The sequence below is a fragment of the Ruegeria alba genome, from assembly GCF_022321465.1.
In the GTDB taxonomy this organism is placed as follows: domain Bacteria; phylum Pseudomonadota; class Alphaproteobacteria; order Rhodobacterales; family Rhodobacteraceae; genus Ruegeria_B; species Ruegeria_B alba.
In genome coordinates this window covers 106,935-131,668 of record NZ_JAKOEM010000005.1, presented here as the reverse complement: position 1 = coordinate 131,668, position 24,734 = coordinate 106,935, and the positions used below count along the sequence as shown (strand labels likewise).

Annotated in this window: 27 protein-coding genes; 11 read left to right on the top strand and 16 right to left on the bottom strand. The window is 62.4% G+C overall.

Going from position 1 to position 24,734, the window contains the following annotated elements:
* Positions 1-12: 12 nt before the first annotated feature.
* Together MB818_RS08530 and MB818_RS08525 are read right to left on the bottom strand one after the other, a co-directional pair.
* A complete protein-coding gene (locus tag MB818_RS08530) occupies positions 13-1,080 on the bottom strand; it encodes a surface lipoprotein assembly modifier (RefSeq protein ID WP_234137761.1) in 1,068 nt (355 codons plus the stop codon).
* Positions 1,081-1,421: 341 nt separating this feature from the next.
* The gene (locus MB818_RS08525; RefSeq protein ID WP_234137762.1) at positions 1,422-2,480 is read right to left on the bottom strand and encodes a hypothetical protein; all 1,059 of its coding nucleotides are present in this window, start codon (positions 2,478-2,480) and stop codon (positions 1,422-1,424) included.
* A gap of 196 nt (positions 2,481-2,676) precedes the next feature.
* Between MB818_RS08525 and thyX the strand changes: the two genes are divergently transcribed.
* Positions 2,677-3,600 carry an FAD-dependent thymidylate synthase gene (gene thyX, locus MB818_RS08520; RefSeq protein ID WP_234137763.1) on the top strand — a complete coding sequence of 308 codons (924 nt, stop codon included), beginning with the start codon at positions 2,677-2,679 and terminating at the stop codon, positions 3,598-3,600.
* A 99-nt stretch (positions 3,601-3,699) separates the two neighbouring features.
* Here thyX and MB818_RS08515 read toward each other — a convergent pair whose 3' ends face one another.
* Positions 3,700-3,906, bottom strand: a complete 207-nt coding sequence (locus MB818_RS08515) for a cold-shock protein (protein WP_011047016.1) — start codon at positions 3,904-3,906, stop codon at positions 3,700-3,702.
* Positions 3,907-4,124: 218 nt separating this feature from the next.
* Between MB818_RS08515 and MB818_RS08510 the strand changes: the two genes are divergently transcribed.
* Complete coding sequence (locus MB818_RS08510) at positions 4,125-4,442, top strand: ArsC/Spx/MgsR family protein (protein ID WP_238904792.1); 318 nt, start codon at positions 4,125-4,127, stop codon at positions 4,440-4,442.
* A 48-nt stretch (positions 4,443-4,490) separates the two neighbouring features.
* The gene (locus MB818_RS08505; protein ID WP_234137765.1) at positions 4,491-4,859 is read left to right on the top strand and encodes a hypothetical protein; all 369 of its coding nucleotides are present in this window, start codon (positions 4,491-4,493) and stop codon (positions 4,857-4,859) included.
* A 40-nt stretch (positions 4,860-4,899) separates the two neighbouring features.
* Here MB818_RS08505 and MB818_RS08500 read toward each other — a convergent pair whose 3' ends face one another.
* The 7 genes from MB818_RS08500 to MB818_RS08470 form a co-directional block, all read right to left on the bottom strand.
* Positions 4,900-5,463 (bottom strand): DoxX family protein, encoded by a 564-nt coding sequence (locus MB818_RS08500; RefSeq protein ID WP_234137766.1) that lies wholly within the window; start codon positions 5,461-5,463, stop codon positions 4,900-4,902.
* Positions 5,438-6,220, bottom strand: coding sequence for an HvfC/BufC N-terminal domain-containing protein (locus MB818_RS08495; protein WP_234137767.1), 783 nt, complete (start codon positions 6,218-6,220; stop codon positions 5,438-5,440). Before MB818_RS08495 ends, MB818_RS08500 begins: the two co-directional genes overlap by 26 nt.
* A complete protein-coding gene (gene bufB / locus MB818_RS08490; RefSeq protein WP_238904791.1) occupies positions 6,217-7,074 on the bottom strand; it encodes an MNIO family bufferin maturase in 858 nt (285 codons plus the stop codon). Before bufB ends, MB818_RS08495 begins: the two co-directional genes overlap by 4 nt.
* Before the next feature lie 95 nt (positions 7,075-7,169).
* Complete coding sequence (locus MB818_RS08485) at positions 7,170-7,472, bottom strand: BufA1 family periplasmic bufferin-type metallophore (protein WP_234138090.1); 303 nt, start codon at positions 7,470-7,472, stop codon at positions 7,170-7,172.
* A gap of 221 nt (positions 7,473-7,693) precedes the next feature.
* Complete coding sequence (thrS, locus tag MB818_RS08480) at positions 7,694-9,640, bottom strand: threonine--tRNA ligase (RefSeq protein WP_234184139.1); 1,947 nt, start codon at positions 9,638-9,640, stop codon at positions 7,694-7,696.
* Positions 9,641-9,798: 158 nt separating this feature from the next.
* Positions 9,799-10,209 carry an MAPEG family protein gene (locus MB818_RS08475; protein WP_238904790.1) on the bottom strand — a complete coding sequence of 137 codons (411 nt, stop codon included), beginning with the start codon at positions 10,207-10,209 and terminating at the stop codon, positions 9,799-9,801.
* The gene (locus MB818_RS08470) at positions 10,209-10,946 is read right to left on the bottom strand and encodes an ArsR/SmtB family transcription factor (RefSeq protein ID WP_238904789.1); all 738 of its coding nucleotides are present in this window, start codon (positions 10,944-10,946) and stop codon (positions 10,209-10,211) included. Before MB818_RS08470 ends, MB818_RS08475 begins: the two co-directional genes overlap by 1 nt.
* 120 nt (positions 10,947-11,066) lie before the next feature.
* On the opposite strand from MB818_RS08470, the gene MB818_RS08465 reads away from it, so the two are divergent.
* The 5 genes from MB818_RS08465 (at position 11,067) to MB818_RS08445 (ending at position 14,640) form a co-directional block, all read left to right on the top strand.
* Entirely contained in the window at positions 11,067-11,810 is a 744-nt protein-coding gene (locus MB818_RS08465) for an alpha/beta hydrolase (RefSeq protein WP_234144806.1), read from the top strand.
* Positions 11,810-12,802, top strand: a complete 993-nt coding sequence (locus MB818_RS08460) for an alpha/beta hydrolase (RefSeq protein ID WP_238904787.1) — start codon at positions 11,810-11,812, stop codon at positions 12,800-12,802. The genes MB818_RS08465 and MB818_RS08460 overlap by 1 nt, the downstream gene beginning before the upstream one ends.
* Positions 12,802-13,230 carry a VOC family protein gene (locus tag MB818_RS08455; RefSeq protein ID WP_238904851.1) on the top strand — a complete coding sequence of 143 codons (429 nt, stop codon included), beginning with the start codon at positions 12,802-12,804 and terminating at the stop codon, positions 13,228-13,230. Before MB818_RS08460 ends, MB818_RS08455 begins: the two co-directional genes overlap by 1 nt.
* Positions 13,231-13,247: 17 nt before the next feature.
* A complete protein-coding gene (locus MB818_RS08450) occupies positions 13,248-13,862 on the top strand; it encodes a hypothetical protein (protein ID WP_238904785.1) in 615 nt (204 codons plus the stop codon).
* 73 nt (positions 13,863-13,935) lie between these two features.
* The gene (locus tag MB818_RS08445; protein ID WP_234162985.1) at positions 13,936-14,640 is read left to right on the top strand and encodes an alpha/beta fold hydrolase; all 705 of its coding nucleotides are present in this window, start codon (positions 13,936-13,938) and stop codon (positions 14,638-14,640) included.
* On the opposite strand, the gene MB818_RS08440 is transcribed toward MB818_RS08445, so the two are convergent.
* Together MB818_RS08440 and phaZ are read right to left on the bottom strand one after the other, a co-directional pair.
* Positions 14,637-15,215 carry a DUF6151 family protein gene (locus MB818_RS08440; protein ID WP_238904783.1) on the bottom strand — a complete coding sequence of 193 codons (579 nt, stop codon included), beginning with the start codon at positions 15,213-15,215 and terminating at the stop codon, positions 14,637-14,639. The genes MB818_RS08445 and MB818_RS08440 overlap by 4 nt on opposite strands.
* A 2-nt stretch (positions 15,216-15,217) precedes the next feature.
* Entirely contained in the window at positions 15,218-16,492 is a 1,275-nt protein-coding gene (gene phaZ, locus MB818_RS08435; RefSeq protein ID WP_234172214.1) for a polyhydroxyalkanoate depolymerase, read from the bottom strand.
* 111 nt (positions 16,493-16,603) lie between these two features.
* On the opposite strand from phaZ, the gene MB818_RS08430 reads away from it, so the two are divergent.
* The 3 genes from MB818_RS08430 (at position 16,604) to phaR (ending at position 19,803) form a co-directional block, all read left to right on the top strand.
* Positions 16,604-18,406 carry a PHA/PHB synthase family protein gene (locus MB818_RS08430; protein WP_238904780.1) on the top strand — a complete coding sequence of 601 codons (1,803 nt, stop codon included), beginning with the start codon at positions 16,604-16,606 and terminating at the stop codon, positions 18,404-18,406.
* A 131-nt stretch (positions 18,407-18,537) separates the two neighbouring features.
* On the top strand, positions 18,538-18,984 hold the full coding sequence (locus tag MB818_RS08425; RefSeq protein WP_234138096.1) for a phasin family protein: 447 nt from the start codon (positions 18,538-18,540) through the stop codon (positions 18,982-18,984).
* 261 nt (positions 18,985-19,245) lie between these two features.
* Positions 19,246-19,803, top strand: coding sequence for a polyhydroxyalkanoate synthesis repressor PhaR (phaR, locus tag MB818_RS08420; RefSeq protein ID WP_234138099.1), 558 nt, complete (start codon positions 19,246-19,248; stop codon positions 19,801-19,803).
* Positions 19,804-19,815: 12 nt separating this feature from the next.
* Here phaR and MB818_RS08415 read toward each other — a convergent pair whose 3' ends face one another.
* From MB818_RS08415 to MB818_RS08400, 4 genes are all read right to left on the bottom strand, one after another.
* Positions 19,816-21,030 (bottom strand): DegT/DnrJ/EryC1/StrS family aminotransferase, encoded by a 1,215-nt coding sequence (locus tag MB818_RS08415; protein WP_238904779.1) that lies wholly within the window; start codon positions 21,028-21,030, stop codon positions 19,816-19,818.
* 151 nt (positions 21,031-21,181) lie between these two features.
* Positions 21,182-22,540: a glutamine synthetase family protein gene (locus tag MB818_RS08410; RefSeq protein ID WP_234162983.1), complete on the bottom strand. Its 1,359-nt coding sequence runs from the start codon at positions 22,538-22,540 to the stop codon at positions 21,182-21,184.
* A 1-nt stretch (position 22,541) separates the two neighbouring features.
* A complete protein-coding gene (locus MB818_RS08405) occupies positions 22,542-23,222 on the bottom strand; it encodes a type 1 glutamine amidotransferase (protein WP_234219068.1) in 681 nt (226 codons plus the stop codon).
* Between the two features lie 61 nt (positions 23,223-23,283).
* Positions 23,284-24,624, bottom strand: coding sequence for a glutamine synthetase family protein (locus MB818_RS08400; RefSeq protein ID WP_234137781.1), 1,341 nt, complete (start codon positions 24,622-24,624; stop codon positions 23,284-23,286).
* Positions 24,625-24,734 lie beyond the last annotated feature (110 nt).

The following is a 24,734-nucleotide window of genomic DNA, read 5'->3' as shown; positions in this document are numbered from 1 at the left end:
TGTCGAGACCACCTAGAACGCCGATTGGATGCCGAAATTCACTCCGAACCGGCGCGCGTCATAAAGCGCGATGTTGCTTTCGGTGCGCGAGGCGCTGATGCGCATGGTCGGGTTGAAGCCGTAATAGTCTATCTTGTTGAAGATCAGCGTGAAATCCGCCTCGTACTTGTCTTCCTGCCGGCCGTTGCGATCATGCGGAGAGACATCGTAGTCGCGGCTGCGGGCCCACAGCCCCAGCTGCGCGGTGGCGCCAAGGATCGGTTTGGCAAAGGTGATCTGGGCGCGCAGCGCGATTTCGTCGAACTCGTCTGCGGCCACGTCAGAGGTCGCCACCGCCCCGGTCAGATTGGTCCACAGCGTCGTCCCCCCTGCGAGCGGCAGAGTATAGGACAGATCCGCGCGTATCGTGTCCTGATCACTGCGGGTGACACCCCATTGCCGTTCGGTGGCGATGCGGGCGTTGATCTGGCGCCCCCTGTCCAGCTTGTAGCTTTGCCCCAGGCTGAGCCGCGCAAAGCGGGCATATTCGTTGCCGCCATACCAGCTCTGCCCGACATCGACAAAGAAACGGTACTCGCCGCGCCGGTCGAAATTGATGCCGCGCTGGCCATAGCCCAGCGTGTAGGAGGCAAAGGAGAAATCGCTGGCGCGGGCGGTGGGGGCGAGGGCCTTGGCCTCGGAAGACAGAGAATAGGCGCGCAGATCGACCGACAGGATCAGGTCATGCGCGCGGGTCGGCAACTCGCGAAATCGGTATCGCGTTGTCAGCCCGAGCGCGTATTCGACCCCCGACAACGCCCGGGCCGAACCACCCAGCTGATACTCCACCGGCTGACCATAGAGCACTTCGGACAGTTTGTAGTTCAGAAACGAGGATCGTTGTGACGAGCCGTTGTTGATGTTGCTGTCCGGGGTGATCGCAAAGGACAGCCGCGTCAGCCACGGATTCCGAGCGCGCACATAGCGGAAATCGCGCACGGCAATCCGGCTCAACTCCTCGGAGGGGGCATGTTCGACGGCGCGGCGCAGCCACCATTGCGCCAGGGTGCGCCGATCATCCGATGCCAGTGCCTGAGCCATGACCATCGAGCTTGCGTATTTTTGCTCGTCAGTCTCGGATAGTCGCCAAGCCTGCCGGGCAGATTCTCGGGCTTCGTCAAAGCGGCCGAGAGACCGCGCGGCACGGGAATGTACCAGCAGCGCTTGACGGTCCGCTGGATCCCGTTGAACCAAGGCTCTAGCATAGCTGTAGGCCTGCTCAGGTGCTCCGATGCGGAGCGCCTGAACGGCGGTGGCGCGCAATTCGTCGGGGCTCAACCGGGCGGGCCCCTGCGCAAGGGCAGGCGCCTGGATAAAACCAGCCATTAAGGCCAGAACAGCAACCGGGCGGCGTATCTTTGGCGGTAGCCGCATCACCGGCCTCAGTTGTAGACGATGAAGCCGCCGGTTTCACGGACCGATGGAGCAACCGGGTCACGCTTCGTTTCCAGAACGACCACCCCGACGATTTCGTCAGCGTTGTCGCCCGAGATGATGGCGTAATAGTTGCCTTCCTCGAACAGCTGCGCTCTACCTTCGTTGTCCACGTAATAGCTGGTCATCTTACCCAGCAACTCGCCATTGTCGTCCATCACACCGGGGCCCACGGTAAAGGTGGCAGTGGGAATTTCGGTCAAGGAAACATTGTTCTGCGTATTGATCCTGCTCAGCGTGCTGGTAGTGACGTCTTCGCCGTCCATATTCAGAATGCGGCGGTTGTCCATCACGCCGCGAACAGCATCGCCCCGTGTTCCGGTGGCATCATTGAAATCGTCGAAATCAATTGCGATGCGAATATCGGCTGTGGTGTATTCCAGCGCACCAACCCCGTTATAGTCTCGCAGACCGGCAACCTTGCCGGTGAAGAGGGCCTGGCCCGTGGTCGGTAGATTCACGTTGTTGTTGCGCTGATAGATGAAGCCACCGAAGCCATAGTCGACATAGGCGCCGGTCCGGACAATCGCGAATTGCGTGTTGCGCGAGGTCGAAACGCCATAAATGGCACGGTGACGGAACTGGTTCACCGGTTCACCGTCGAAGCTGTCCAGGAATTGTGCGTCGGCCTCGTATACGGCGTAGGGTCCTAGGCTGCTGACAGCTGCGCCACGGGAATAGGTGTTGTCGCCGTCGAAGCCGAGGTTGTCGACCGAGAATGTGTCGTCGGCGGCGTTGTACCTTACATCTCGAGCAAAGCCGTTGCCGGTATAGGGGTCTTCGGTGCTTGTTGGCTCGCTTCTAAAAATGCCAGCGGCAGGGGTCGGCGAGGGGGTTCCAGGGGGTACGACGCGATCACCCTGAATTGGTGTCCCGGTGTCACCATCAGTTCCGCCATCGGTCCCAGAACCGGTATCAGAGCCATCGCCTGTCCCGAATACGGCATCAGAGCCGCCGCACGCTGTCAAAAAAGCGCACGTTGCGGCTGCAACGAGATAGGATTTCATAACTGCCTGCCTCTGCTCTTTGTCAGATCATTTTGAGAGATAGTCCCGGCTGAAACGGTGAAAGTCAATCGCAACCTGAACGGGTCTGGGGAAAGCCAAATAGGGTGTCTAAAAAGCCATACCTGATATGGCGGTTTTTGTGTGGAGCAATGCAATATATAGTGGCGCTGCGACTCATCTAGTGAAAGGGACCCTGATGCCGCTATCTCCAGAGCAACTGGCCGAGATCGACGCCCAGCGGGCGCAGACCGCGCCGACCCGCCGTGTAGTGTCGCCGGGGATGGAGGCGCAACTCTATTCCGCGCATCCGGTGCTGGATCACGGTTTTGTCCGGGTGATCGACTATATGGGCGATGATGCGGCCATCTGCCAGGCGGCGCGGGTGTCTTATGGCACGGGCACCAAGTCAGTGCAGAACGATGAGGGGCTGATCCGCTATCTGATGCGGCACTGGCATTCGACCCCGTTCGAGATGTGCGAAATCAAGCTGCACGTGAAACTACCGGTCTTTGTCGCGCGGCAGTGGATCCGGCACCGGACCGCGAATGTGAACGAATATTCGGCGCGCTACTCAATCCTGGACCGCGAATTCTATATCCCGGCACCGGAACATGTGGCGGCGCAATCGGCGGTCAACAACCAGGGCCGGGGTGAGGCTCTGCAAGGGAAAGAGGCGGCGCGCGTGCTGGAGATTCTCAAGGCCGACAGCGCCCGCTGCTATGACAACTACGAAGCGATGATCGGGCAGGAGGGCCAGCAGGGTCTGGCGCGCGAACTGGCGCGAATGAACCTGCCGGCGAATATCTATACCCAATGGTACTGGAAGGTCGATCTGCACAACCTGTTTCATTTCCTGCGCCTGCGCGCCGACCCTCATGCGCAATACGAGATCCGGGTCTATGCAGAAACCATGTGCCGCCTGGTCGCCGACTGGGTCCCCTTTGCCTATAAGGCGTTCGAGGATTACCGGCTGGGTGCGGTGAACCTGTCTGCACAGATGGTCGACAGCCTGCGCCGGATGCTGGCGGGCGAGGCGGTGACACAAGAGGCCTCGGGCCTCTCAGCGCGAGAATGGCGAGAATTTCAAGAGGTTATCAGTTATAGCGAAGGCGGAGCCTGAATTCTGCCGCCCTGCAATGCGGGGTCATAACAAGGGATCGGCGGCCGCGCAGGCCGGCCGCCGTCGGTTGCATGACCCGGAACGTTCCGGGTGGTCCCGTTACAGTGGCTTGATGTCTCCGGCCATCTTGCGGCCGTCACGTCCGTCCAGCATCTCAAAGGACACTTTCTGATTGTCGGCAAGTCCGGTAAGGCCGGACCGTTCGACAGCCGAGATATGAACAAAAACGTCCTTGCCCCCGTCATCGGGGGCAATGAACCCGTAACCTTTTGTTGCGTTAAACCATTTCACGGTGCCGGTAGGCATGTCCCGTGTCTCCTTCTACCTTCCAGGTCACCCCTTTAATTGGCGGGGTCGCGAACGGGCGACCGGTCAGGCGGCGCGCGGTCCAGCATGACCATGCCGGACGCCGAGAGGCCGGAAGCTCCGGCCACAAGATTGCACGGTGCGTGCAAAAATCAAGAAAAAGGGGGTGTCGAGGCGCAAAATGCGCGATATTTCCGCAGTAACAAGAAGGGGGCGCCATGCTGATCTATGGTCTGAAGAATTGCGATACCTGCCGCAAGGCGTTGAAATCCCTGCCGGATGCGCGGCTTGTCGATGTGCGCGCCGACGGGATCGATCCGGCCGTCCTGGGCCGGGCCTGGGCGCGATTTGGCGGCGATCTTCTCAACACTCGCTCGACCACATGGCGTGGGCTGGACGAGGCCGATCGCGCGCGCGCGCCGCTGGATCTCATTGCCGAGCATCCCGCGTTGATGAAACGGCCGCTGATCGAAGCCGGAGGGGAATTTTACCTCGGTTGGACCCCCGGCACCCGTCAGGCCCTTGGTCTGGACTAGGACCGGCCTTATGTCGGGCCTGTAGGGAAACGCAGGAGAGAACCCAAGATGCGCAATGCCGCCCTTGTTCTGGGGATCATCGCCGGTCTGATCGGCATGCTGGTCGGCTTCTTCAGCTTTGGCTATGTCGAGGCGATCGAGCGTTTTGGCGAAATCGACGGGCTGGCCGAGCAGGTCGAGAATGCCGATCTGGTGCAGATGACCTCGATCATCGCGCCGATGCTGGCGATTGCGGGCGGTGCCATGGCGCGGTCGCGGGCGCTGTGGGGCGGGGTGCTGCTGCTGGTGTCGGCGGCGGGGATGTATCACGCCTTTGGCTTCAACGTGTTCACCATGTTCCCCATCGCCTTTGCCGCGGTGGGCGGGGTTCTGGGCGTGGCCGCGGGCAAGCCGGACGAGCCCAAGGCGCATTTCTGAAGGTTCTGGCCCACGCCGGGAGCGCGGGCCAGCAAGGCGTTCAGGCCATGGCCGCCTGGGTGCGACCGCGCATCAGCGCATCGACCGACAGCGCCCCGGCGCCCTTGATCACCAGCAGGCTGAGGGTGAACACCCAGAACAGGCGCTGGTCCATGATCACGCTGCTGGCCTGATTGTCGAACCAGGCACCCAGCGTGGCCAGATCGGTGGCGCCGTGGCCATAAACGTCGGTCAGCGACTGCACCACCACGAAACCGATCATGCCGAGCGCGGCCAGACGGGTGAACAGGCCGATGACGATCAGCAGCGGCAGGATGAATTCGGCATAGGTGCCCGCCATGACCACGGCCCAGTGAAACAGGCCCAGTTGCGATACGTCATAGCCGACCGCTTCGAGCTGTTTGGGGAAAATCTGGCTATAGGCGCCGATCGAGGGGCTGAAGAGGCCGAAAATCCCGTCCCCCAGCTTGGTCAGGCCGGAATTCCAGTAATAGACCAGCAGCACGGCGGCAAAGGTGAAACGGGCAAACAGTGGCAACAGCCAATCTCCGGCGGTTTCCACCAGGCCGAAGACACGGTTATGGATCGAGACGAGTGGGTTCATTGTCTTGTCCTTGCTCTGTGAGTGAGGTGATGGCGCCGCCCTGGAGCAGCAGGGCGAGCGTGGCGCCAAGGTCGAAATCGGGGGTCTGTTCGGCGGCGGCCTCATAGGCCGCGCCGATGGTGGCGCTGCCTTGCAGCGCGATGATCCAGTCGGCGCCGCCGGGGGGCAGCAGCTGCGGGATCGGGTCATATTCGGGCCGGGTGATCAGCACGTCCTGCGCCTCGGGTGCGGGTTTGGGCGCGTCGTCTTCGGTGTTAAACCGCCAGATCGCGTGGATCGGCCAGGGCGAGCGCAACAGGCGCATCGCGGGGGCGAATTCCAGTCGCGAAGCCATCAGCGCCTCGGGGTCGATGGCCAGCGCCTGCGGGTCGATGGGCGTGCTGTCGGCGGCGTGATAGGCATGGCGCAACGCCAGTTCCAGCCGCGCCACATCCGGCAGATAGCCCAGATGCGACAGCTGCTGCATCCCGGCCAGAAACTCGGGGAATGTCTCGCCATAGAACATCATCAGCGGAGATGTGGGGGGATGCTGGCGCAGGTAGATGCCTGCAAGCCCGTCCATGTTCTGCGTACCCAGCAGTTTGGCGATCACGGGAAAGGCCTGGTGCATCGCCTCGGTCAGCGAGACCGCGACATTGTTGCGATAGACGTCAAACCGCCGGCCCGCCGGCTGCGCGCCCGCGTCGCACAGGCCCTGCGGCACCGCGCTGGCCGGATCCAGCAGCGCGGTGTGAAACTGGGTTTGCGAGACGCTCATGCCGGGATGCGCTCCAGCGCCCTTTGCGCGCGCGCGGCCTCGGCCCGCAACACGGGCCAGTCCGGCACATCGGTATCCCATTCGATCAGGATCGGTTTCGGCCCGGACCGGTCGAGCACGTAGTCGAGCAACGCCCAGACCGGATCCACCACCTCGCGCCCGTGGCTGTCGATCAACAGCGGGTGTCCGTGGTCGTCGGTATCCTCATCATGGCCGCCCAGATGAATCTCGCCCACATGCTCCAGCGGATAGGCGTCGATATAACCCTGCGGTGAAAAGTCGAGATTTGTGGCCGAAACAAAGACGTTGTTGACGTCCAGAAGCAATCCGCAGCCGGTGCGCCGGGCGATTTCGCGCAGGAAATCGGGCTCGGACCAGCTGCTTTCGGCAAAGGCCAGGTAGGAAGATGGGTTTTCCAGCAGCATCCGGCGCCCGACCATATCCTGCACCTGGTCGATGTGATCGCAGACGCGCGTCAGCGTGGCGTCGGTATAGGGCAGCGGCAGCAGGTCGTTCAGGAAATGGCTGTCATGGGTGGACCAGGCCAGATGTTCCGAGAAACTGGCCGGGTTCAGCCAGCCCACCAGATGTTTCAGCCGGGCCAGATGGTCGGCATCCAGCGCACCTTCGCCACCAATCGACAGGCCGACCCCATGCACCGAGATCGGGAACCGCTCGGACAGGTGGCGCAGTTGCGCCAGCGGACGGCCGCCATCGCTCATGTAGTTCTCGGCATGGATTTCCAACCAGCCCACCGGGCCGGGCGCCTCGAGGATTTCGGCGAAATGCTGCGGCTTGTACCCGACGCCCGGCAAGGCAGGCAGTTGGTTGTTAGTCCGGGAAGTGTCCAGCATCTGTCCAATCCTTTGCGGCAATGGGGGATGGGCAAGGGGATAGAAAGAATAGGGGCGGGCCGATGCTCCGGCCCGCCCCGCGATCTGGTGCCGGCTTATGCGGGCAGGTCGCGTTCCAGCGCTTCCAGCGAACCCTTGCGGGCCGAGCCATCGGCCTGGGCCGGCAGTTCCATGCTTTCGCAGGTGCCGGCATCGACCAGAGTCCATGCATTGCCCTGATAGTCGACGGTCGAGGTGCCGGCACAGGTGGTGCCGGGTCCGGCGGCGCAGTCGTTCTTGCCGGCCAGCGAAACGCCATAGCATTTCTCCTTGGCCTGGGCGCTGGCAGTGGTGGTGGTACCGGCCAGTGCTGCTGCGACGGCGCCTGCGATGGCCAGGGTCTTTGCGGTGTTCGACATGTCGGTCATCCCTTCGTGATCGTGTGATATGTCTGCTTTGGACAAGTCAAAGGTAGTGTGCGGTGGGCGTCGTTTGAATTCACGACCCCGTGTCTCACATTCCCGTCAGAATTCTTGGGCAAGTGTTGCGATAAACAAAGGGATTCTTGCGGCGTGGGCCGGAAATGTTACAGGCCAGCCCTCGGTCCGGGGGCTGGCCTGCGCTGCTTTCGTGAGAATTGTTACAGAAGATCGGGGGGCGTCGCGGCCTGTCCCAGCTCTTTTGTAACATCCGCCAGGCTCTGCACGCTGGTCTGTTTCTCGCCCAGCCGCCGGACCGATACTGTCCGCTCCTCGACCTCGCGTTGACCGACGGCCAGGATCACCGGAACCTTGCCCACCGAATGCTCGCGGACCTTGTAGTTGATCTTCTCGTTGCGGGTGTCGGCCTCGGCCCGAACGCCTGCGGCACGCAATTCGGCCACCACCTGATGCACATAGTCGTCCGCCTCCGAGGTGATCGAGGCGACCACCACCTGACGCGGCGCCAGCCAGAAGGGCAGCTTGCCCGCGTGTTCCTCGATCAGGATGCCGATGAAACGCTCGAAAGAGCCCAGCGTTGCGCGGTGCAGCATCACGGGGCGATGCTTGGCCCCGTCGGCGCCGATATAGGTGGCGTCCAGCCGCTCAGGCAGCACGAAATCGACCTGGAAAGTGCCGCATTGCCAGTCGCGCCCGATGGCGTCGGTCAGCACGAATTCCAGTTTCGGGCCATAGAAGGCACCCTCGCCCGGATTGAGCTCTGGCTCGATCCCGGCGGCGCGGGTGGCGGACAAGAGGGCGCTTTCGGCCTTGTCCCAGACCGCGTCCGATCCGGCGCGGGTTTCGGGCCGGTCCGAGAACTTGACCTTGAAGCTTTCGAAACCGAGGTCCTTGTAGATGGCGCTGAGGAAGCGGATGAATTCGGCGGTTTCCGCCTCGATCTGTTCCTCGGTCGAGAAGATATGCGCGTCATCCTGGGTAAATCCGCGCACCCGCATGATGCCATGCAGCGCGCCCGAGGGCTCATAGCGGTTGCACGAGCCGAACTCGGCCATCCTGAGCGGCAGGTCACGGTAGGATTTCAGTCCGACCTTGAAGATCTCCACATGGCAGGGGCAGTTCATCGGCTTGAGCGCATTGACCGCCTTTTCGCGGGCATGTTCCTCGTCCACCTCGACGATGAACATGTTCTCCTGGTATTTCTCCCAATGACCCGAACGCTCCCACAGCTTGCGGTCGACGACCTGGGGCGTGTTCACCTCGACATAGCCGCCACGCCGCTGTTGGCGACGCATATAGTCCTGCAACTCGGTATAGATCGTCCAGCCGTTGGGGTGCCAGAACACCTGGCCCGGCGCCTCTTCCTGCATGTGAAACAGGTCCATCTCGCGGCCCAGCTTGCGGTGGTCGCGCTTGGCGGCCTCTTCCAGCATGTGCAGATGCGCTTTCAGCTTTTCCTTGCCGGTGAAGGCGACGCCATAGATGCGTTGCAGCATCGGGCGTTTGCTGTCCCCGCGCCAATAGGCGCCGGCGATGGACATCAGCTTGAACGCGTCGCCGGGGACCTGGCCGGTGTGTTGCAGGTGTGGGCCGCGACACAGATCCTGCCAATGGCCGTGCCAGTACATGCGGATCGGCTCGGTGCCGGGAATGGCCTCGATCAGCTCGACCTTGTAGGGTTCGTTGTTGGCCTTGTAGAATTCGATCGCGCGCGTGCGTTCCCAGACCTCGGTGGTCACGGGCTCGCGCTTGTTGATGATTTCTTTCATCTTTTTCTCGATCAGGCCGAGATCTTCGGGAGTGAAGGGCTCCGCACGGTCGAAATCGTAATACCAGCCGTTCTCGATGACCGGGCCGATGGTCACCTTGGTTGCGGGCCAGATCTCCTGTACGGCGCGGGCCATGATATGCGCGAGGTCGTGGCGCACCAGCTCGTTGGCCTGTGCCTCGTCGGCCATGGTGTGAATGGCGATCTGCGCATCGGCCGAGATGGGCCATTGCAGGTCCCAGTGCTTGCCGTCGACGGTGGCCGAGATGGCCTTTTTCGCCAGCGAGGTGGAAATGTCTGCGGCGACCTGCGCGGGCGTTACGCCTGCGTCATAGGATCGTGCATTGCCATCGGGAAAGGTGAGAGAGATCTGGGCCATGACTGGCGGCTCCTCGTCGGTTTGGCGCCCACTGAACGCCCGGTTGCGGGTTATGGTGTGTGCCCGATTTGGCAGGGGCCGCAGACGAAGTCAAGGCAACAGACTTTCGCAGAAAGTCTGTGCCCAAAGTTTCGCGAAACTTTGGGCCGGCCGCGCGGTCAGCGCGCGGCAAAGATGGCATAGGCCATCAACAGGGTGCAGACCCAGCCTGCGCTGAACAGGATGGGGCGCAGCGGCATCCGGGCATAGCCCGAGATCATGCCCGCCGCGTGCAGCACCCGGATCCAGAAAAAGGCGATGGCGCTCCAATAGGTCAGCGTCGAGAACCCGTTCATCAGCGCCAGGATCAGCACCAGCACCGCAAAGGGCATCGCCTGTTCCAAGAGGTTCAGATGCGCCCGGTGGGCGCGCTGCACCCAGGGGCGCAGATTGGAGATCTGCGCTGGCCGGGCGAAGGCCTCTTCATGCGAGGGATCGGTGGAGATCCCGATCACGTAGGGAATCCAGAGCGAGGCAGCGAGGATCATCAGGCAGGTGAGAATGCCCAGTTCAGTGGGAAAACTTTCCATCACGCGGCCCCTTTCAGCGCGGTTCCGGTTTCCAGATAGCTCTTGAGCGAGGCGGCGAGGCGCGCCCAGCCTTCGCCGACGCCCTCTTGCCCGGCGGCGAGATTATAGTGTTCGATGGTCAGCTTGCAGATCTCGCCCTGCGTTTCGATCAGATAGACCATTTCCGAGGCCACGGCGCCCGGCCCCATGAATAGCGGCTCGAAACTCATCTCGATGCGGGACTTCGGGTCTAGCTTTCGGGTCACCTGCCGCAACATCGCGCCCCCGGCGGGGGTGATGAACTCGACCGTCTCGCCGGGCGAGACCTTGCCCTGCACCTCGTTGCAGAGGAAGTGATAGGCTGCCATCTGGTCGGTTTCGGTCAGCGCCGCCCACAGCGCGTCCTGCGTGCAGCGGATGAATGTCTGCATCATGAAATCGGGCTTTCCCATTCTGTTCTCCGTTTCCAATTTGTCTTTCAGCGCGGCCAGCCCCTGTGCCTGCGGTTGCAGGAAGGGCGCCACCCAGCGGTTGATCATGTCCTGCAAGGGCAGGGGATTGAGGTAATGGTATTTGAACCGCCCCTCGCGACGGGTGAGGACCAGATGCGCCTCCTCCAGCAGCTTGAGGTGTTTCATGACCCCGAACCGGGTCATGTCGAACTTGCTTTCCAACTCGCTCAGGCTTTGCCCGTCCTTCTGGCGCAATTGATCCAGAATGGCGCGGCGGGCGGGGTCGTTGAGAGCTTTGAAAAGCATGTCCATGTTGCGACTATATGTGATTCTATAGTCACGTGACAATATGGTAACTTAATGAGCCTTGCACCCGCCTGCAAAGCGATGGAGGCTTGGGAAAACGACCAGCAAAGGAAAAGCCCGGTGAGCGATACTCTGACAACCGACCAGGGGCGCAGCCTCGCCTATCATCTCACCCCGGGCGACGGCCCCTGCATCGTGTTCCTGGGCGGGCTGAAGTCGGACATGGAGGGTACCAAGGCGGTGCATCTGGAGGCCTGGGCACGTGGGCGGGGACATGCGTTTCTGCGGTTCGACTATTCCGGGCATGGTGAAAGCTCAGGCATATTCGACGAGGGCGCGATCGGAGACTGGCATCAGGACACGCTGGCCGCGGTCGATCGCCTGACCGAGGGGCCGTTGATCGTGGTGGGCTCGTCGATGGGCGGCTGGCAGGCGCTCTTGCTGGCGCGGGCGCGGCCAGGGCGGATCGCGGGCATGGTGACCATCGCCGCAGCGCCGGATTTCACAGAGGATGGCTGGTGGGCCGGGTTTGACGCGGGCCAAAAGGCGCAGCTGGCGGCCGAGGGCCGGGTGGAACTGCCCTCGGACTATATGGAACCCTATATCGTCACCCGCCGGATGATCGAGGATGGGCGCAACCATCTGGTGCTGCGCGCGCCGCTGCATCTGCCGTTCCCGGTGCGCTTCCTGCAAGGCACCGCCGATACGGCGGTGTCGGTCGATACGGCGGTGCGCCTCTTGAACCATGCTACCGGGCCCGACATGCGCCTCTTGCTGGTCAAGGATGCCGATCACCGCTTTTCGGACGAGACCTGCCTGAAGATTATCGAGGACGCGGTGATCGACGTGCGGGGAGTTGGCTGATGCGACGGTTTGGGAAGTTTCTGGGGCGTGTCCTGGCTGTTCTTGCGCTGGCGGGGGGGCTGGCCTGGTGGTTTGGTCCCTATGAAACCGTCGATCTGAAGGCCCGGTTCGATCCGCGCAAGTTCGGCGAGGGTGTGCAGGTCTATTTCGAGAGTATCGAGTCGCGTTTTGCCGATATCACGCCGGGTGTCGAAAAACGTGTGGTCTGGGCGCCGGACGGATATGAGCGCCGGACGCCCTATGCGCTGGTCTATCTGCACGGGTTCTCGGCCACCTCCGAGGAAATCCGCCCGGTGCCCGATCGCATTGCCCAGGCGCTGGGCGCCAATCTGGTCTATACCCGGTTGCAAGGTCATGGACGCGGCAGCGATGCGATGGAACAGGGCAGCGCATCGGGCTGGATGCGGGATGCGGCCGAGGCGCTGGCAGCGGGCCGTGCGGTTGGCGAGCGGGTGATCGTCATGGCCACCTCGACCGGTGGCACGCTGGCGGCGGCGGCGGCGCTGGACCCCGGCATGTCGGCCGATGTGGCCGCGATTATCCTTGTCTCGCCCAATTTCGGGGTGAACGACCCAATGGCCTTTGTTCCGACCCTGCCGGGCGCGCGCTATTGGTTGCCCGCGGTCATGGGTGGCGAGCGGGATGCCAGCAGCCCCGATCCGGACAAGAACACCTATTGGACCACCCGTTACAGCTGGTCGGCGCTGGTGCCGATGGCGGCCTTGGTCAAGACGGTGGTGGCGCTCGATTTCGGGCAGGCCCGGATGCCGGCCCTGTTCTGGCTTTCGCCCGACGACAAGGTGGTGCGCCCCGATCTGACGGGCGAGGTCGCCCGGCGCTGGGGCGGACCGGCCGAGATGCGCACTGTCACCATGGGGCCGGGCGACGACCCGTCCTCGCATGTGATCGCGGGCGATATCATGTCGCCGGGGCAAACAGATATCGCGGTTGCGGGCATGCTCGCCTGGCTGCGGGAACAGGGAATAGAATGATGGACCAGCGGGTGAGCCTGATCACTATCGGCGCCGAGGATGTCGAGGCGGCGGCGGCGTTTTACGAGGCGCTGGGCTGGCGCCGGGTCGAGACGCCGGACGGGGTGATCGCCTTTGACCTGATCGGGCAGGTTCTGGGCCTTTATCCCTTGGCGGCGCTGGCCGAGGATATCGGCTTGCCGGTGGGCGCGCTGGGGCAGGGGGCGATGACGCTGAGCCATAATTGCCGCGACCGGGAAACGGTTGATGCGTTACTGGAGCGTGCGCAGACGGCGGGGGCCGAGATCCTCAAACCCGCCTCAGATGTGTTCTGGGGCGGTTATCACGGCTATTTCCGCGCCCCGGATGGCAGCATCTGGGAGATCGCCCATAACCCGTTTTCGGCACTGGGACCCAATGGCGAGTTTCGCTGGAACGGGTACGGCTGATGCGCCGCCCGGGCAGCATGTGGAGCCTGGAGACCCTGGGCCGTGTGCGCCTGTCACGGCATTTCTTCATGCGCGATTTCCTTTACTCCGAGATCGGCAATTTCCATGCGCAGCAGAACATTCCCGACGATCCCGATCTGGCGATCGAGACCGGGCGTGCCTTTTGCGAGACGCTGATGGACCCGCTGGAGGAGACGTTCGGGCGCATCGCAGTGCGCTCGGGCTATCGCTCGGCATCGCTCAACCGGTTCGGCAATGAGAACCGCCTGAACTGTGCTCGCAACGATCATCCGCTGGAATGCCACATATGGGACCGGGGCCGGGGAGAGGCGCGGATTGCCGGGGCGTCAGTGGTGATCCCCTGGTTTGCCGACCGCTATGTGCAGGGGCGCGACTGGCGCGATCTGGCCTGGTGGCTGCACGATCACCTGGACTATTCCGAGATCTGGTTCTTTCCCAAGCTCTGCGCCTTTAACCTGGTGTGGCGGCCCGTGCCCTTGCGCCGGATCGACAGCTATATCGCGCCGCGCGGACGGCTGGTGGTGGCCGGGCAGGAGCCGCCGATGCCGCTGGACGAACGGCGCCGGGCCTATGCCGATTTTCCGCCCTTTCGCGGCATCGCCTATCCCTAGGCAGGGCTTGTCCTGTCGCCGATAACTGCCCATTCTGCCGGTGAGTGACGGTTCTGGGGCGAAAGGGAGACATATGGGCGAGCCACTGGTTTTCCTGCCGGGCATGTGCTGCGATGCGCGGCTGTTTGCACCGCAACTGGCGGTTCTCTCGCGTTCGCGCGCCGTGACCGTCTGCCCCGTAGGACAGGCTGATCAGATCAGCCGGATCGTCGAGGACCTGCTGCCGCATCTGCCCGCGCGCTTTGCGCTGGCAGGGCTCAGCATGGGTGGTATCGTGGCGATGGAGATGATCAGGCGCGCGCCCAAACGGGTCAGTCGGCTATGCCTGATGTCCACCGATGCCCAGACCGACACGCCCCAAATCGCCGCAGCGCGGGAGCCGCTGATAATCAGCGCCCGGGTCGGCAAACTGGAACAGGCGCTGGGCCAGGTGCTGCGCCCTGAAAGCCTGGCGCCGGGGCCAGGCCGGTTGCAGGTGCTCGAGGTCGTGCGTCAAATGGGGCTCGAGGCTGGACCGGACCAGTTCGTGCGGCAGATGCGGGCGCTGCAGCGCCGTCCAGATCAGCAGAGCGCCTTACGCCAGATCCGGGTGCCGACCCTGATCCTGTGCGGTGCCCATGACAGGTTGACCCCGGTCAAGCGACACAGCTTTATCGCGGATCTGGTCGCTCATGCGCGATTGACTGTGATCGACGAGGCTGGTCACCTGCCCACCCTCGAAACGCCTGACGTGGTGACCGAAGCATTGCAGGCCTGGCTGGCCGAGCCTCAGCGTTAAAGCGCTGCGCGCGTTTCCTTGTCCAGCACCTGCGGCTTGGCCACCGGTTCACCGGTCTTGCTGTCAAAGAACGGCGTCTTGCGCCAGCGCCCCGACAGCCGCCCGGCCAGCATCCTCGTCAGCAAGCCATAGACGGCGGGGGCGATGTTGCGGTGTTTGCGACTGCCATCGGGCTGGGGCACAAATCCATAGGCGCGGGTGCGGCCCAACGCATCGGGATCGGCCAGCCGACGCACATTCACCCCGACAAAGGGCTTCTTGGCGGAATTGAGCGTCGTGGCCAGTGGGCTGTTGCAGCATTTGGAGTACCAGCGGAACAGGCCCTTGGGGGACAGGCGCATCAGGGCAAGATGTTCTGCGCCGCGGTCGATCACGAAACCGTCGGGGCTGGTCTGGAAGATATCCACCGGACCCGGCGCCGGGTCCGGCTGATCGAAGTAGAGCTCGGCCGCGCGACAATCCGGGCAGTGGCACCCGACCCTGGTGCCAGTGCGGACAGCATCGGCAGTCAGATGCCCCGCCAGTGCCCCGCAGGAACAGGCAAAGGCAAGCTCGGTCGCCTTGGCCCGTGCCATGATCAGGCGGCGCTGTTCTTGTTGGCAGGACGCAGCGATTTGCCTTTGCGGCTGTTGGTGTTCATGAAGTCGATCACCAGCGGCCGGATATTGTCGCGCCAGCTGCGCCCGGCAAAGATGCCGTAATGGCCCGCGCCCGGTTCCAGGTGGTTGGCTTTCTTGCTGTCGGCCAGCCCGGTGCACAGGTCGAGTGCGGCGATACACTGGCCGGGGGCCGAGATATCGTCATTGGCGCCTTCGACGGTCATCACGGCGACATCGGTGATCTTGCTGATATCGACCTTGTGGCCATCGACGATGAATGCGTTGCGCGCGATCTCGCGCTTCTTGAACACTCGCTCGACGGTCGAGAGGTAGAATTCGGCGGTCATGTCCATGACGGCTAGATATTCGTCGTAGAACCGGTTGTGCGCGTCATGGTCCGAGGCCTCGTCGCGCATGACCCGGTGGATCTGGTCGCTGAAGGCCTTGGAGTGGCGGTCGGCATTCATCGACATGAACGAGGCCAGCTGCAACAGGCCCGGATAGACCATGCGGCCAACGCCCTGGTATTTGAAACCGACGCGCTGGATCATCGACTGTTCCAGCTGGCCCATGGTGACGCGGCGGCCGAAATCGGTCACTTCGGTCGGGGTGGCGTCGGGGTCGACGGGACCGCCGATCAGGGTCAGCGTGCTGGGCTGCGCCTTTGGGTCAAGCTCGGCCAGATAGGCGGTGGCGGCCAGCGTCAGCGGGGCGGGCTGGCAGACCGCGATCACATGGGTGTCAGGCCCCAGTTCGCGCATGAAATCGACCAGATAGAGCGTGTAATCCTCGACATCGAACTTGCCGGCCGAGACCGGGATATCACGGGCGTTGTGCCAGTCGGTGACATAGACCTCGCAATTGACCAGCAGGCTCTTGACGGTCGAGCGCAGGAGCGTCGCGTAGTGACCCGACATCGGCGCCACCAACAGCACCTTACGCGGCTGCGTCTCGCGCCCCGTGACGTTGATATGGATGAGATCGCCAAAGTCACGCTCGACCACGGTCTTGATCTCGACCAGGTGGTCTTTGCCATCCTCGCAGGTAAAGGTGCGAATGCCCCAGTCGGGCTTGACCACCATGCGTTGGAACGTGCGCTCGGTCACCTCACCCCAGGCGGACATCCAGTTGAAGACGGGGTTCGGAACCATGGAAAACAGCGGGTAGGATGCCATCGAATTGGCAGTCGCCCCCAACCATTGATTGGTATTACGAACGGTTTCCATCCAGTCGTAGGTCATCATGTAACGCATGAAACGGGCCTCCTAAGCCACACCTGGAGATTTCGGACCATTCGTCGCTTTGCCCCCCGCAATGCACGACGTTATTCTGCATAGCAGCGAGGTTAGGGGGGATTCCTTAAAATGACAACAAGTGAAGATATGTCGACGCATTTGACAGCCGAACAATTTGAACAGCTTAAGGAAAACATGACCAAGGTCGAGGAACTCTCGAAGCGTCTGGTCGAGATCATGGCCGGTAAGAAGCCCCATACCCCGGCACTGGATGCCCCGAATCAAGAGCTTTTTGCAAAGGCAGCAACCGCCTATTGGGCCGAGGCCTGGCAGAATCCCGCCAAGTTGCTGGAACAGCAGCTGGAATTCTGGGGCAAGTCGGTCATGAATTTCGCCGAGGCGCAGCAGGCGCTGATGACCGGCGGGGTCGAGGATGATGACGCGGCCCCCAAGGATCGCCGCTTCTCGCACCCCATGTGGGAGAACAACCCCTATTTCCGCTTCATTCGCCAGCAATATCAAACCAACGCCGCCGCCTTGGCCCAGGCAGTCGCCTCGGTCGATGACCTGCCGGACAAGGATCTCAAGCGGCTCAAGTATTTCTCGCAGCAGATCATCGACATGATGGCCCCTACCAATTTCCTCGCCACCAATCCCGACGCGCTGGAACGCGCGGTCGAGACCGAGGGCCGCTCGCTGCTCAAGGGGCTGGAGAACCTGATCACCGATCTCGAGGCCAACAATGGCGAACTGGTGGTCAAGCTGGCCGATGAAAAGGCGTTTCAGGTGGGCGGCAATATCGCCACCACGCCCGGCGACGTGGTCTATCGCAACCGGATGATGGAACTGATCCAGTACAAGCCGGTCACGGATACCGTGCACGAGATCCCGATCGTGCTGTTCCCGCCCTGGATCAACAAGTTCTACATCCTCGACCTGAAGGCGCAGAACAGCTTCATCAAGTGGGTGACAGAGCAGGGGTTCACCATCTTTGTGGTCAGCTGGATCAACCCGGACGCCAGCTATGCCGACGTGGGGATGGAGGATTACATCCAGGACGGGTTCCTGGCCGCCATCGACGAGGTCAAGAAGATCTGCAAGGTCAAGCAGGTCAACGCGGTGGGCTATTGCATCGCGGGCACCACGCTGAGCCTGACGCTGTCGCTGATGAAACAGACTGGCGACAAGTCGGTGAAATCCGCGACCTTCTTTACCGCGCTCACCGATTTCTCGGATCAGGGAGAGTTCACCCCGTTCCTGCAAGACGATTTCATCGACGGAATCGAGGAAGAGGTCACCCGCGAGGGCGTGTTGCGCTCGTGGATCATGGCGCGGACCTTCTCTTATCTGCGTTCGAACGACCTGATCTACAAACCCGCGATCCAGAGCTACATGCTGGGTGAAACGCCGCCCGCCTTCGATCTGCTCTATTGGAACGGTGATGGCGCCAACTTGCCGGCCAGGATGGCCGTGCAATATCTGCGCGGGCTCTGCCAGCGGAATGAATTCGCGGGCGATGGGTTCGAACTGATGGGCCACACGCTGCATGTGCGCGATGTGGATGTGCCGTTGATGGCGATCACCTGCGAGACCGACCATATCGCCGCCTGGAAGGACTGCTATCGCGGAGTGCAGAAGATGGGGTCGCGCTCGAAAACCTTTGTGGTGTCCGAATCCGGCCATATCGCGGGCATCGTGAACCCGCCGTCCAAGAAGAAATATGGCCATTACACCAACCCCGACCTGAAGGCCGATGCCGCAACCTGGCTGGCCGAGGCCGATTTCAACGAAGGATCCTGGTGGCCGATGTGGGCGGCCTGGCTGAAACCGCGCGCGGGCAAGCAAATTCCGGCGCGCGACACCGGCGATTCGGAGCATCCCCGCCTGTGCCCGGCCCCGGGCACTTACGTGGTGGCCAAGGCAAGTACCTGATTTTTCGTCATTCCTGAAATTTTTCTGCGGCGCAGCATTTTTTTCCTTGAAATGCTGCGCCGCAGAAAGCATATTCCTCTCAAGCCGCAGGAAACGGGGTGGGCCCGGACCCGGCAATGAGGATTGAGACAATGGCAAAGACCCAAGACTTTTCCGCGATCATGAAAGACATGATGGGCGCATTCCCCGTTGACACCAAGGCAATGGAAGACGCGTTCAAGTCGACCGCAGCCCTGAACGAGAAACTGTCGGGCGTTGCTCTGGAAGCCGCCGAGAAATCGGCCGAGATCTCCAGCAAGTGGACCAAGGAAACCCTGGCCAAGCTGAGCGACATGTCGAAAGCAAAGGCAGAGCCGGCAGACTATGCCAAGGCGATGACCGATTTCGCCAGCGCATCGGCCGAAGTCGCTGCCGAGAACATGGCCGCCTTCGCCGAGATCGCCAAAAAAGTGCAGATGGACACCGTCGAGCTGCTGATGGCTGCCGGCAAGGACATCACCGAAGATGCGACCGCCGCTGTGAAAAAAGCCACCAACGACGTGACCGCCGCCGCCAAGAAGGCCGCAGCCGCGAAGTAAGACAACAGGCGGGGCGCACCGCTCTCCTCCCCCTTTGGTGCGATACCGCAGGGCAGGTCGAAAGACCTGCCCTTTCTTGTTGCGGGGCGCCGTTTTCCGACCCGGAAAACGGCCTGGAAAATTCGTAGAATTTTCTCTCCCGGAATTTGTTCAAATTCCGGGGCCGCCCCTTGGGCGGCAGCATGCCGCGCCGTTTCTCTTTTCTTTTGTTCTGCGCTCGCATAGGCTCGCTGCAATGCGACAATAATGGGGAGTAACGTCGTGGCCGAACAGGAAAAACCGCTGCTGATCAAGCGTTATGCCAGCCGGCGTTTGTACAATACCGAGACCAGCGACTATGTCACACTCGAGGATATCGCCGGCTTCATCCGGGCCGGGCGCGAGGTGCAGATCGTCGATCTCAAGACCGGTGACGACCTGACCCGGCAATATCTGCTCCAGATCATCGCCGAGCATGAAAGCCGTGGCGAGAATGTGCTGCCGGTCAACGTCCTGAACGATCTGGTGCGCAGCTATATGGTGCCGGGTGGTGGCATGATGCCCCAATTCCTGCAAAGCTCGTTCGACATGTTGCGCGAAAGCCAGTCCAAGCTGATGGAGAACATGAACGCCATTAACCCGATGGCGCAGATGCCGGGTTTTGAAGCGCTCAAGGCCCAGCAGGAGGCCTTCATCCGCGCCATGACCGGCGGCCTGGGCAACACTTGGAGCGGACCCGGTAAGGAGGGAGAGGGCGACAAGAGTGAACAGGGCGAGGACCTGGACGACATTAAAAAACAGCTTGCCGAGTTGCAACGCAAACTGTCCAAGCTCAGCTAAGCGCGGCGCGCCTTAGGTTCCATAGGCGCGCGCAGGGCCGGTTACCTCTGCCATCGCGGCCAGCAGGATATCGGCCACCACATCCAGTTCGGCGCGGCTTAGCCGCACCGGCAGTCGTACGTCGCAGGCGCGCATCAGCATGGCGCGGGTCTGCGGCAGATCGGGCACCTCTCCCAGAAACTGCCAGTTCCAGAAGGCGCGGGCATTGTCCTCGCTTAGGCCAAAGACCTGCACCTTGACCCCGCGTCGCTCGGCGGCGGCGGCAAAGGCGCGGGTTTCGGCCTCGTCCAGCCCGATCAGGTTGAACTGGATCGAATCCGGGGCGCGCCGTTCCGGAGCAAGCGGGGCGGGGACGTCGATGAAGGGCGAGGTGTTGAGGCGGTCCGCTACATAGTCGTGGTTGGTCAACCCGTCGCGCACCCGGCGGGCCAGTTCGGGGATTTGCGGGCGGATCACCGCGGCACTCAGGTTCGACATGCGCAGATTGTAAAGCGGCAGCATGTTCTGCCAGTGGGCAAAGGCCTCGGCCAGTTCGGGCGAGTTCTGCCCCTCGGGCCCTTTGTGCTTCTTCCAGTTATGCTCATACGCGCCCGACATGATCACCGCGCGCGCCACCAGATCGGCGTCGTCGGTCACCAGGATGCCGCCTTCGCCCGCGTTGATCATCTTGTAGGACTGGAACGAGAAACAGCCGACCCGGCCGATGGTGCCGATATTGCGCCCGTGCCAGGTGGTGCCCAGCGAATGCGCCGCGTCCTCGACCACCGGTATTCCACGCGCATCGCAGAGCGCCATGATCGCGTCCATGTCCGAAGTATGACCGCGCATATGGCTGATGATCACCGCCTGCACGCCGTCCAGCTTGGCTTCGAAATCTGCCATGTCGATCCGGTAATTGGCGCCGACCTCGCACAGGACCGGCACGCAATCGGCATGTACGACCGACGAGGGCACGGCGGCAAAGGTGAAGCCCGGGATCAGCACCCGCGCATCGCGCGGCAGGCCCAAGGCCTTGAGCGACAGGAACAGCGCCGCCGAGCAGGACGACACTGCCAGCGCGTATTTCGACCCAAGCAGCGCGGCGAACTCCGCCTCGAGCAGGGCCACCGGCGCATCCTGCGGTGCGGTATAGCGGAACAGGTCACCCGATTGCATCAGCGCGTCGATGGCCTCGCGCGCGGCGGCGGGGATGGGTTCGGCGTCGTGAACGTTGGGCGGCAGTGTCATATTTGAGATTCCCGAATTCAATCTTTGAGAATTGTAAAACAGTTGCGTAACAGAACCAAGACCAACTTGAACGGCCATTCAGGATTGCAGACAGGAAAAAGGCGGGAAAGGGTGACCTTTCCCGCCAGTCAAGGAGAACGGTTTTGACCGCTCAGACGTTCATCAGCAGGTGTTCGCGTTCCCAGGGTGAAATCACCTGCAGGAACTCGTTGTATTCGGCGCGTTTGACGATGCTGTAGACGCGGGCGAATTCGGGGCCCAACACCTGGTGCAGGGCCTTGGCCTCGTCGAACATGTCCAGCGCGTCGCCCATCACCTGCGGGATATCGCCCTCGCCGTCATAGGCATCGCCCCGGAACTGCTTGCGCGGGCGCGCCTCTTCCATCAGGCCCAGATAGCCGCAGGCCAGCGAGACCGCGATGCCCAGATAGGGGTTGCAATCCATGCCCGCGAGCCGGTTCTCGATCCGCCGCGACGAGGGGCCGGAGAGCGGCACGCGAATGCCAGTGGTGCGGTTGTCGCGGCCCCATTCCAGGTTGATGGGCGCGGCATGGTCCTTCACGTAGCGGCGATAGGAATTCACATAGGGTGCCATCACCGCCAGACCCGAGGGCAGGTGGTTCTGCAAACCCGCGATGAAGTGATAGAAGGCGTCGGTTTCGCCCCCCTGCGGGCCCGAGAAGATGTTCTCGCCGGTTTCCATATCGACGATCGAATGGTGGATATGCATGGCGCTGCCCGGCTCGTTCTCGATCGGCTTGGCCATGAAAGTGGCGAAACAATTGTGGCGCAGCGCCGCCTCGCGGATCAGCCGCTTGAAATAGAACACCTCGTCGGCCAGCCGCACCGGGCTGCCGTGACGCAGGTTGATTTCCAGCTGGCCGGCGCCGCCTTCCTGGGTGATGCCGTCGATCTCGAAGCCCTGAGCCTCGGCAAAGTCATAGATGTCGTCGATCACCGGGCCGAATTCGTCGACCGCGGTCATCGAATAGGCCTGCCGCGCGGCGGCGGGACGGCCCGAGCGGCCCATCATCGGCTCGATCTCCTTGGCCGGGTCCAGGTTGCGGGCCACCAGATAGAATTCCATCTCGGGGGCTACGACCGGTTTCCAGCCCTGCGCATGATAGAGCGAGACCACATGTCTCAGCACGTTGCGCGGGCTGAACGGGATCGGGTCGCCGTCGCGGTCATAGGCGTCGTGGATCACCTGAAGCGTCCAGTCGCCGGTCCAGGGCGCGGCGGTCGCGGTCGAGTAATCGGGGCGCAGGATCATGTCCCGCTCGATAAAGCCCTCGTCTCCGGCGGCATCGCCCCAGTCACCTGTGATGGTCTGGTAAAAGATGCTGTCGGGCAGGTGGAAATAGTCCTGCCGCGCAAATTTGCTTGCCGGAACCGCCTTGCCGCGGGCAATGCCGGGCAGGTCCGAGATGATGCATTCCACCTCGTCCAGACGGCGGTTTTCCAGATAGGCCTGCGCGGCCTCGGGGAGATTTTCTGTCCAGTCGGCCATGTCAGGCCCTCGCTTTCTTGTAGAATTCCGCCATGCGCTTGCCGATGGCGGGGCTGTCGAGCGGGCTGTCGAGCCGCCCGGTCGCGTCGTCGAGTACAGGGTCGGGCACCACGCCGCGACCACGGGTCCGGATCAGCCCGCCGATGAACTCGTTGTCGTATTCCGGATGTGCCTGAATGGTCCAGATGGTGTCGCCATAGGCCACCATCGCATTTCGGCAAAAGTCGTTCGAGGCCAGAACCTCGGCCCCGTCTGGCAGGGCCACGACCTGATCCTGGTGCCAGGCATTCACCGTCACCTGCTCGCCGCCCATGTCGTATTCTGTGGGTCCGACGGCCCAGCCGCCTTTGAATTTCTCGACCTTGCCTCCCAGGGCCTGGGCGATGATCTGGTGGCCGAAGCACACGCCGATCAGAGGTTGACCCTTGTCGCGGATCTCGCGGATCAGGGCCTCGAGCGGCGGGATCCAGGGGTGGTCCTCGTACACGCCGTGGCGCGAGCCGGTTATCAGCCAGCCGTCGGCGGCCTCGGCGCCGCTGGGGAACTGACCGTCCACCACCGCAAAGGTTTCAAACTCAAAACTCTGTGGCCCCAGCAGGCGGACAAAGAACGCGTCATAGTCGCCGGTCGCGTCGATGAGCGTATCCGGGGCGTGGCCCGTGAGGAGAATACCGATCTTCATGTGTCACCAGTCATCAAACTTGCCGGATCGGGGCTCCGGCAGTGCCCATGTCGTGATCAGGTCAGACCGTGTCCAGATAGACTTCGGTTTTTTCCTTCTCGGTCATCTCCTGAAAATAGCGGAACTCCTGCCGCTTGGTCATGACATAGTTGCGGATCAGCTCGGGCGCGAAAATCCGCGCGACAGCCGGGTCGGATTCAAAGGCGTCAATCGCCGCGTCCCAACGATCGGGGATCTGGGGCAGATCCGCCTTGTACGCATTGCCCGAGATTGGTTCGGGTGGCATCTTGCCATCCTCGATCCCGTTGAGTGCCGCGCCCAGAACCGCCGCGATCATCAGGTAGGGATTGACGTCGCCGCCAGCGACCCGGTGTTCGATCCGGCGCGCGACCGGACTGCCCGAGGGGATGCGGATGGCCGCGGTGCGGTTCTCATAGGCCCAAGCGACGCCGGTCGGCGCGTGGGCATTGGGGACCAGCCGGGCATAGCTGTTGTCGTGGGGGGCAAAGATCAGCGTGCTGCCCGACATGGCGTCCAGACAGCCGCGCACCGCGTGCAGCAACGCATCGCTGCCACGCTCGGTGCCGTCGTCAAAGATGTTGTTGCCCTCATCATCCAGCACCGAGAAATGCATATGCATGCCCGACCCGGCGTAATCCTCGTAAGGTTTGGCCATGAAACTGGCGGCAAAGCCGTGTTTGCGGGCCAGGCCCTTGACCAGCATCTTGAACAGCCAGGCATCGTCAGCGGCGCGCAGGGCGTCGTCCTGATGCATCAGGTTGATCTCGAACTGGCCGACACCGGCCTCGGAGATGGCGGTATCGGCGGGGATATCCATGACTTCGCAAGCGTCGTAAAGCTCGGTGAAGAAATGATCAAACTGGTCCAGTGCGCGCAGCGACAGGATCTCGCCCGCCTTGCGCCGCTTGCCCGAGCGCGGTGATTGCGGCACCTGCAAATGGCGGCCGCTGTCGTCGATCAGAAAGAATTCCAGCTCCACCGCGACGACCGGTTTCAGGCCGCGCGCCCTGTAGCGTTTGACCACGGTGTTCAATGCGTGGCGCGGGTCGCCCTCATAAGGGCGGCCATCTTCGTGGAACATCCAGATCGGCAGCAGGCCGGTGGGCGTGTCGAGCCATGGCATCGGCATGAAACCGCGCTCGGTCGGTTGCAGAACACCGTCGCGATCACCCGAGGCCAGCACCAGCGGGCTGTCCTCGATATCCTCGCCCCAGATGTCGAGATTCATCACCGACAATGGAAAGCGGGTGCCGCCCTCGATCGCCTTGTCAGCAAAACGTCCGGGCACGCGCTTGCCGCGCGGCTGGCCGTTCAGGTCGGCAGCGGCCACACGAATTGTTCTTACCTGCGGGTTCTTCCGCAGCCAGTTTTTGGCTTGCATGGGCCCTTCTCACGCGATGTCTGTTAGATTTGATCAAATTTCTACTACTAGCCATGGGGGGCTGGCAAGCGATATTTCCATGGTCTTGTCCGACCGCGTGTCATGGGAGA